The following is a 2,625-nucleotide window of genomic DNA, read 5'->3' on the forward strand; positions in this document are numbered from 1 at the left end:
TGTCAAGGGCCATGAATTTCTGCCCGCTGGCGGCCAGGATAAGTGCCCGCCGGTGGCCAGTTAAACTGCCCGGTGGCGGCCAGCTAATCTGCCCACTGTTGGTTCCGCGGGGCTGGCCGTCACCGGTACCGGTTAGTTCAGGGCGTTGACTCCTTTCCCGGCGAGGGCCTGGGTCAGGCGGATGGATTTGCCGCTGGTCTGGCAGACGTGCGCGTGGTGCAGCAGCCTGTCCACTGTCGCGGTGGCCAGGGTTTTGGGCATGAGCTCGTCAAAGCCGGCCGGGTGCAGGTTCGAAGAAACCGCGACGGAGCGCTTTTCGTATGCGGCGTCCACGACGCGGTAGAGGCCTTCCGCCGCGTCGGCGGCGACCGGGAGCAGGCCGATGTCATCGATCACGACGAGTTCGGCGCGCAGGATCCGGGCGACGGCTTTGGTGACGCTGTCATCGGTCCGGTGCGCGCGGATCAGGGTGCCGAGGTCCTCGAGGGTGAACCACGCGACGCGCATCCCGGCTTCGACGGCTTGCTGGCCCAGGGCTTCAAGGAAGAACGTCTTCCCGGTCCCGGAGGGCCCGCAGACGACCAGGTTCTCCCGGCGGGTGATCCATTCCAGCGTGCGCAGGGCCTGCTGAGTCGGTGCCGGGATCGAGGACGCCCCGGGATCCCAAGCGTCGAAGGTTTTCCCGGTTGGGAAGCCGGCGGCCTTACGTCGGGTGGCGAGCATGGAGCGGGCACGTCCAGCTGTTTCCTCGGCAAAGAGTGCTTTGACGACTTCGGCCGGTTCCCAGCGTTGGGCGCGGGCGGTGGCCAGCAGTTCCGGTGCCAGCGCGCGGGCGTGGGGCATTTTCAGTTGCCGCATCAGCTGCTCGAGCTCTGCCGGCAGCGGCGGTGCGGTGGCGGGCACCGGGTTCATTTGGTGTCCTCCTCCGGGGTGCTGGTGCCCAGGGCGGACCAGGCGGCGGTGCCTTGGGTCAGGGAGCGGCTTTCATCGGCGGCGTGCGTGGTGGTCCGGCGGGTGCCGGCGTTGAGGATGGAGGCCAGATCGCCGTGCGCGAAGCGCCCGTTGACTGCGGCGTTGCCCAGAGCCCGGTCGACCGCGGCGGTGCCGGCGATTTTGGCCAGGGTTACGGCTTCGGCCATTTTCACGTTCATCCGGGCTGTTCCTGCTGCGGCGGCTTCGAGGAGCCAGGTGCGGGCGCCGTCGCCGATCGAGAGGAACTCGGCCTCGCCGGCGGTGCGGGCTTTGACCGTGTAGTCGCCGGGGATTTTCTCGCCGCTGCCGGGGAAATGTTCCTCGATGATGGCCGGGCTGCCCGGGCGGGCCCGCCGGTGGCGGGCGACCTCGGCCGGCCCCGCCGGGCCGTGGTGGACGATGACGACCTGCTCATCGGCGCCGGTGCCGTGACTGCGCACGAATACGCGGGCACCGAGCAGGTGCGCAGGCACGGAGTACTGGGCGTTTTCGAACGTGACCATCGGCGTGTTCTCTGGAACTGTGCGGGAGAGCCCGAACGCGACCGTATGCGCGGCGTCCGGGATCCGGTGGAGCCGGGGCTGTTCCTCGGCGAGCATCGCCGCCGGCTTGCGCCGGGTCACCCGGTGCTCACGGTGGTTCACCTGATCCATGAACGCTTCGCAGGCCGCCGCCAAGCCCGCGAACGTGGCGTACTCGGCCAGGAGGTTGGTGGCGGTGGGCACGATGTCGGCCTTGGCCAGTTTCACCGATGCTTCGACGCCGCCTTTCGTCGCGGGGTCGGCGGGCTGGCAGGTCAGCACGCTCACCCCGTAATGCCGGGCGAAGTCCAAGGTCTGCTGATTGCGTACCGGGACGCCGGCCACGTGCATGCTGGTTACGGTTTTTTCGTTGTCGGTCAGCACGTATGTCGGTGCGCCGCCGAGCAGGCGGAAGCACCGGTCGAGGGCTGCGAACACGCTGGGTGCGGTCCTGTCCCGCAGCGGAATTACGATCCGGAACCGCGACCAGGCCAGCCACGCGACGAACAGGACCGTTTTGGCACCGCCGATCCGGGGGCCGTCGCCGAAATCGTACTGCAGCCACATCCCGGGCTCGGTGATCCAGGGCCGGTGGACCCGGGTATGGCCCAGCCGCCAGGCCGCTTTGACCCGATGGACGGCGCGGCGGGTGGACCGCTCGGAGCCCTCGTAGCCGAGCAGGCACAGGGTCTCATGCACCTTATCCGCCCGGACCCTGCTATTGGAGCGGTCGACCATTTCTTCGATCTTCGGCATGAACGCGTCCGTGATCCGGTCCCGGACCGCGCGTTCGGCAAGCGGGCGGCCGGCATCCCGGGCAGCGACGTGCTTGGCCACCGTATGGTGGGAACAGCCGGCAATCTCGGCGGCAGCGCGCAACGACCCGGTCAGATCGTAGGCAGCAAGAATTTCCATGATTTCTCCGTCAGACTTCATACAGGGCCTCTTCCTGGTTCGGTTCTGGTGCGCTTAGACACCGTCATCAAACCCCAGGGAGAGGCCCCCACCGCTTAAGACGCGGTCGGTTCAGTAAGGAAGTGGGCAGATTACATGGCCGCGAATGGACAGTTTTACTGGCCGCCAGCGGGCACTTTCGTGGCCATCTACGGGCAGTTTTTCATGGCCGCTGACA

Annotated in this window: 2 protein-coding genes; both read right to left on the reverse strand. The window is 67.6% G+C overall.

Going from position 1 to position 2,625, the window contains the following annotated elements; genetic code table 11:
• Window positions 1–132 precede the first annotated feature (132 nt).
• Window positions 133–912, reverse strand: coding sequence for an IS21-like element helper ATPase IstB (gene istB / locus AC5RWT_RS36500; protein WP_494084477.1), 780 nt, complete (start codon window positions 910–912; stop codon window positions 133–135).
• A complete protein-coding gene (gene istA, locus AC5RWT_RS36505; protein WP_494084478.1) occupies window positions 909–2,429 on the reverse strand; it encodes an IS21 family transposase in 1,521 nt (506 codons plus the stop codon). Before istA ends, istB begins: the two co-directional genes overlap by 4 nt.
• Window positions 2,430–2,625: the final 196 nt, after the last annotated feature.

The organism is Arthrobacter sp. Dra40 (genome assembly GCF_059091905.1).

Coding starts and splice junctions, on each gene's coding strand:
- istA (WP_494084478.1), bottom strand. CDS start 2,429: ATGAAGTCTGACGGAGAAATCATGGAAATTCTTGCTGCCTACGATCTG.
- istB (WP_494084477.1), bottom strand. CDS start 912: ATGAACCCGGTGCCCGCCACCGCACCGCCGCTGCCGGCAGAGCTCGAG.